This is a genomic window from Streptomyces coffeae, assembly GCF_016741875.1.
Lineage (GTDB): Bacteria > Actinomycetota > Actinomycetes > Streptomycetales > Streptomycetaceae > Streptomyces > Streptomyces coffeae.
In genome coordinates this window covers 1-4,436 of record NZ_JAERRF010000087.1, presented here as the reverse complement: position 1 = coordinate 4,436, position 4,436 = coordinate 1, and the positions used below count along the sequence as shown (strand labels likewise).

Here is a 4,436-nt window from a genome sequence, read left to right as displayed (position 1 = left end):
AGTCAGCTCCCAGGCCGCCCGTGTCACATCGCACACCATCCCGTCAGGTAGTCCCAACTGGGCCAAAGCATTTCGCAGGGCTACGCGGGCCGACGCCGCGGCGTCGGCGCTACGACTGTTCCACCGCCACACCGAGGCTTGCCTCTCTCCCGCAACGCCAGTCATCGCCGCACCCCTCGTCTCGCGTAATGGCGAGCGACGCGTCGGTGACGACCGCGCCCAGGCTGTACGCATGCGCGGGCTACACCCAACGCGATCGGCGCACTCGTGATGGAAAACGGTAGAAGAAGCGCGACCGCGAAAATGATGGGCGCCATGAAAGTACCTCCGCCACAGTTCGCAATTAGGGTGCGACCACAACACCGTGGAGCTCATCAAGAGCGGAATCACACCTCCGGGTGAAATCACCCGACCTCAATCGCAACCTCCCCTTCACGTCCAGGGGTATGGGCGACTTCCCAGCTTCATGCAGCTCACTGTGACTCGACGGTTCAGCCGTGAATCTCCACCGCCATCCATCGATATGACGCTTTCGCTCCATACCAGTGCACGCGAACTCGAAGTGCCCGGGCTTCCGCTCTTCACAGTTCTGCGATGTCGTCCACGTGTTCCGCACCCGCAACGGAGGTAATGGTGACGTCTTACATCGCCACTGCGATGGCGCTCATGCCAGCATCATTGCAGCCCGTTGCATCAGCCGTGAACGGTCTCGACCATGAAGAAGGTTCTTAATTCCCCGGACAGTGTCGTAGGCGGCATACTCGCCGGGCTCTCTGAAACCCACTCCGAAATCGCCCGCGTAGATCTCGCCCACCGGCTGTGCCTCCGACGCAGACCGCTGCCTGCAGGGAAATTAGCTGCGATTTCCGGAGGCGGCTCAGGACATGAGCCATTGCATGCCGGATTCGTCGGAGAATGAACGCTTGCCGCAGTCGTGCTCGGCGGCATTTTCGCCTCCCCCACCCCAGATCAGATCGCCACCGCAGCAACTCTTGCTGACACCGGCGCAGGAGCGCTGTCCCTGGCGATGAACTACACCGGCGAAGTGATCAACTTCCGCCTCGTCGCAGAGAATGCCGCCGAAAGTAGGTCACAACACCGCCATGGTCCTGATCGACGATGACGCAGCCCTCCCTGCCCAGGAGGCAAGCCCCGGCCGACGCGGCACAGCTGCCGCCGTTGTCGTGGAGAAGATCGTCGGCGCCGTCGCAACGCAAGGCGCCCTCGCCTACTCCCTCCCAGCGACATCGGCCAGACGACAAGAGCGCGTGCGCTCTGCGAAGAGCAGGACTCCCAGGGCCCCGCCCGCCAGCGTGATCAAGCCGTCGGTCGCGGCAGCCGCTGCGTCTTGCAGACCCCACCACTCCACGGTCATGCCCGTCTCGACACCGCTCAGCTTCCGCTCGCTGGGCGTGAGATCCGTCGCCGCGAACAGGTGCAGCCGTACGGTCGAGCGGTTGAGCAAGCGGGTCACAGTGAGGGGAATGAGCTGCTGGGCGATGAAGCCTGTTGCGCCGCGCTGCATGTTCCGGGGCCTCTCCCGGCTCGATTGTTCCGCCGGGGAGGTTGAGGGGCCTTGCGGATAATTGCGAAGCGGAAGGTCAGGGCTTTTTCTCAGCGGGGCTCTGGAACGCCTCTCCTTTGATTCGGGAACGGATGAGGCATCTTCGCAGGTCAGCCGGGTAGCACTGTGTGACTGATGACGCAGCGTCTATTGGCCTCCGTGCTGAGGCTTTTGTTCGTCGAGGGGCTGGTTCGCTGCTGATGACTGTGCTGTCAGACGGCCAGTCAGGGTCCCCGTCAGATGCGCCGGTTACGAGAGCAGAGCCGGTTAATGGCCAACCTCGAAACAGGAGCCGGAAAGCCCTGCGCGTGAGGGCGGTGTGGCCTTGTCACACGTGGCCACACCACCCAGGATCCGTTGACTCCCTTGGTGTTCAGGCGACCGGGATCACCTGCGGTTGCATGGAGGTGGCGCCTTCGTCGTTCAGGGCGGCGAGGTAGCGCTCGGCGTCCAGGGCTGCGGAGCAGCCGGTGCCCGCGGCGGTGATCGCCTGGCGGTAGGTGTGGTCGACTACGTCGCCTGCGGCGAAGACACCCGGGATCTTGGTGCGGGTGGTGGGCGAGTCGACCTTCAGGTATCCCTCGTTGTCCAGTTCCAGGAGGTCCTGGAACAGTTCGGTGCGCGGGTCGTGGCCGATCGCGATGAACAGGCCGATTACTGGCAGCAGAGAGGTCGCACCGGTCTTGGTGTCGCGCAGGGTCAGGCCGCTCAGCTTCTGTTCACCGTGGATTTCCGTGACTTCGCTGTCCCAGCGGAAGGTGATCTTCGGGTCGGCGAAGGCCCGCTCCTGCATCGCCTTGGAGGCGCGCAGGGCGTCGCGGCGGTGGATGACGGTGACGGACTTGGCGAAGCGGGACAGGAAGGTCGCTTCTTCCAGGGCGGTGTCACCTCCGCCGATGACGGCGATGTCGTGCTCGCGGAAGAAGAAGCCGTCGCAGGTCGCGCACCAGGACACGCCGCGGCCGGAGAGTTCGTCCTCGCGGGGCAGGCCGAGCTTGCGGTGCTGGGAGCCGGTGGCGATGATCACGGCCTTCGCTCGGTGGGTGGTGCCGGCGGAGTCGGTCACGGTCTTGAGGTCACCGGTCAGATCAACCACGGTCACATCGTCCGCGATGAGTTCGGCGCCGAAGCGCTCGGCCTGGGCCCGCATGTTGTCCATCAGGTCGGGGCCCATGATGCCGTCGCGGAAGCCGGGGAAGTTTTCCACGTCGGTGGTGGTCATCAGTGCGCCGCCTGCGGTCACCGCGCCCTCGAAGACCAGGGGCTGGAGGGAGGCGCGGGCGGTGTAGAGGGCGGCGGTGTATCCGGCGGGGCCGGAGCCTATGACGATGACCTCGCGCACAGGGGTGTCGGTCACGGCGGTTACTTCTCCTGCTGGGCGTCGATCTCGGCGATCAGCGCCTCGATGCGGGCCTTGATCTCGTCGCGGATGGGCCGGACGGACTCCACGCCCTTGCCTGCCGGGTCTTCCAGGGCCCAGTCGAGGTACTTCTTGCCGGGGAAGATGGGGCAGGCGTCGCCGCAGCCCATGGTGATGACGTAGTCGGACGCCTGGACGGCCTCGGTGGTCAGGATCTTCGGCTGCTGGTCGGAGATGTCGATGCCGACTTCCTTCATCGCCTCGATCGCGGCCGGGTTGACCTGGTCGGCCGGGACCGAACCGGCGGAGCGGACCTCGACGCGGTCGCCCGCGAGGTGGGTGAGGAATCCGGCGGCCATCTGCGAGCGTCCGGCGTTGTGGACGCAGACGAACAGCACGGACGCGGCAGGGGTGGAGGACATCAGTTCATCCTTCGCGGATCGGTTCAGCAGGTGATGCGGACAGGGGAAATGCTCAGTCTCAGTGGTTCGGGAGGGAGGTGAGCAGTTCGGTGATGTGGGCGTCGATCTCGTCGCGGATGGCCCTGACGGCGGTGATCGGGGCGCCGTCGGGGTCGGCGACGGGCCAGTCCAGGTAGCGGCGGCCGGGGACGACCGGGCAGGCGTCGCCGCAGCCCATGGTGACCACGATGTCGGCGGCCTGGACCACCTCGTCGGTCAGTGGCTTGGGGAAAGGCGTTCTCCAGCGCGACGCCCGCCTCGTGCAGGACCTGTGCCACTTCCGGTTCGACCTCGGCGGCCGGAGCGGTTCCGGCGGAGGAGACGGTCACGCGGCCGCCCGCCCGGAGCTTCAGCAGGGCGGCGGCCATCTGGGAGCGTCCGGCGTTGTGGCTGCACACGAACAGCACCCGCGGCAGTCCCGTGCCCGTACCTCCCTGGGTGTGGGCGAGCGCGTCCAGTCGCTCGGCCGCCAGGCGCTCGGCCAGGACGACCAGGTGGGTGCGGACCCGGGCGGTGGCGGCGAGCTGGGTGTAGGAGTCGGCAAGCAGGCGTCGCACGGTCTCGGCGGAGAGGTGTCCGGCGTGCCGGGCGGCCAGGCGGGCCGCACCGGCGGCGAGGCGCTCGTCGGGCAGGACAGGGGGTGGTGATGCGGTCATGAGAACCCTCCAAAGGGGCTCCGCACGGTGCGGGTGGCGGATGCGTCCCGGTGGCGGCCAGGGACCGAGGCTGGCATCAGCCTCGACTGATGTGACAGTATCAGCCCATGCTGACGTCAGTCGATACTGATCTGATGCGGGTGCTGGCCGACCCGCTCAGGATGAAGATCGTGAATCTGCTCGCCCACGAGACCTTGTGCACCACGCACCTGGTCGAGGAGACCGGCGCGCGCCAGACCAACCTGTCCAACCATCTGCGGGTTCTGCGCGAGGCCGGGGTGGTGGAGACCGAGCCGTGCGGCCGGTTCACGTACTACCGCCTGCGACCTGACGTCATCGCCACCATGGCCGGGCAGTTCACCGAGCTGGCCGAGACCGCCCGGACCACCGCCGCT

5 protein-coding genes and 3 pseudogenes are annotated in these 4,436 nt (G+C 66.5%); 3 read left to right on the top strand and 5 right to left on the bottom strand.

All coding sequences use genetic code 11. From position 1 onward, the window contains the following. Positions 1 to 715: 715 nt before the first annotated feature. Positions 716 to 1,123: pseudogene (locus tag JK363_RS43625) on the top strand (dihydroxyacetone kinase subunit DhaK). After that, positions 1,074 to 1,217: pseudogene (locus JK363_RS44975) on the top strand (dihydroxyacetone kinase subunit DhaK); the annotation flags it as partial. The pseudogenes JK363_RS43625 and JK363_RS44975, both read left to right, overlap by 50 nt. 11 nt (positions 1,218 to 1,228) lie before the next feature. Here JK363_RS44975 and JK363_RS43620 read toward each other — a convergent pair. The 5 genes and pseudogenes from JK363_RS43620 to JK363_RS44970 form a co-directional block, all read right to left on the bottom strand. Then, entirely contained in the window at positions 1,229 to 1,525 is a 297-nt protein-coding gene (locus tag JK363_RS43620; RefSeq protein ID WP_236076567.1) for an NUDIX hydrolase, read from the bottom strand. A gap of 412 nt (positions 1,526 to 1,937) precedes the next feature. Then, a complete protein-coding gene (gene trxB / locus JK363_RS40945) occupies positions 1,938 to 2,921 on the bottom strand; it encodes a thioredoxin-disulfide reductase (protein WP_307822109.1) in 984 nt (327 codons plus the stop codon). A 5-nt stretch (positions 2,922 to 2,926) separates the two neighbouring features. Continuing rightward, a complete protein-coding gene (locus JK363_RS40940; RefSeq protein ID WP_201883411.1) occupies positions 2,927 to 3,346 on the bottom strand; it encodes an arsenate reductase ArsC in 420 nt (139 codons plus the stop codon). Positions 3,347 to 3,404: 58 nt separating this feature from the next. Beyond that, positions 3,405 to 3,563, bottom strand: a complete 159-nt coding sequence (locus JK363_RS44535) for a low molecular weight phosphatase family protein (RefSeq protein ID WP_307822110.1) — start codon at positions 3,561 to 3,563, stop codon at positions 3,405 to 3,407. A gap of 106 nt (positions 3,564 to 3,669) precedes the next feature. Continuing rightward, positions 3,670 to 4,041: pseudogene (locus JK363_RS44970) on the bottom strand (three-helix bundle dimerization domain-containing protein); the annotation flags it as partial. 107 nt (positions 4,042 to 4,148) lie between these two features. On the opposite strand from JK363_RS44970, the gene JK363_RS40930 reads away from it, so the two are divergent. Beyond that, positions 4,149 to 4,436, top strand: a 288-nt coding sequence (locus tag JK363_RS40930) for an ArsR/SmtB family transcription factor (RefSeq protein ID WP_201883410.1), incomplete at its 3' end; no start/stop codon positions are given.